At 70.2% G+C, this 894-nt stretch carries 1 protein-coding gene; it reads right to left on the bottom strand.

What is annotated here, in order from left to right; genetic code table 11:
* Positions 1–894: hypothetical protein (locus HMPREF3086_RS19085; protein WP_371441674.1), on the bottom strand; the 894-nt coding region annotated here is incomplete at both ends.

Genomic DNA, 894 nt, shown 5'->3' with positions numbered 1-894 from the left:
CGAATGCAGTCGGTACAGGCGCACCCGATCAGCGTGCGCACCATCAACACCAGCAGCAACGGCGGCTCGCGCTAACCGGGAACGACTCCGGTACACGCGGCCATCAGCGGTGCACAGCCCGAAAGAGCGCAGTGCGCGCAGTTTGCTGCGCACCGTCGCCGGGCAGATGCCGAGTCTGGCCGCCAGCTCACGCACCGACAGGCGGCCAGAGGCCAGTTGTGTCCACACGCGCATACCCAGCACCCCGAGTGGGCGGGCGTGCCAAATGTCCTCCCGAGCACACGCGAGCTCGTCCCGGAGCTGGCGATCCATTTCTGGGGAAAATACTGCGCCACTTCTCTGCTCCCCGCCCCCAGGCTCTACGATCCGCCACACTGCGGCCCAGGGGCCCGCTGCTTGCTGCACGCGGGCGACCCACCCCTGCTGCACCAGGGTCTTGAGGCGGTCGGCGACGGTGTCCCTGGTCAGGCCCGCTGCGAGGGCCCAGTCGCGTTCGGAAAAGTGCACGGCGCCAGTGGCGGCTGCGAGCGTGCGGGCTGCCAGTGCCAGGAGCACGAGGCGGTCCTGGGTTCCGGTCTTGCCGGCCCACCTGGCGGGTTGTGCGCTCATGCGGGTGAGCAGGTCGGCGACAGCCGCTTCGGCGGCGTGGCGGGCAGGTGAGGGGCCCGAAGTGTCGCGGTTGGTGTAGCTGGCCGCGGTGACCGCTTTGGCCCACTGGCGGCCCAACTCGGCTGCTGCGTCGAATCGAGGGGTGCGTTCCGCCGCACTGGTGCGGCGGGTGCGGACAAATTCCAGGCCGGGCCAGCGGTCGGGGAAAGCGGCCTCGTGCACGTCGCGGTACTGCATCCGGGCGTGGGCGCAGGTCAACAGGATCGACCACCCCACCGCGGAGGC

The organism is Dietzia sp. HMSC21D01 (assembly GCF_001815995.1).
In the GTDB taxonomy this organism is placed as follows: domain Bacteria; phylum Actinomycetota; class Actinomycetes; order Mycobacteriales; family Mycobacteriaceae; genus Dietzia; species Dietzia cinnamea.
Note: the sequence above shows the minus strand (reverse complement) of the source record. Positions and strands in the feature narration are given on the sequence as shown.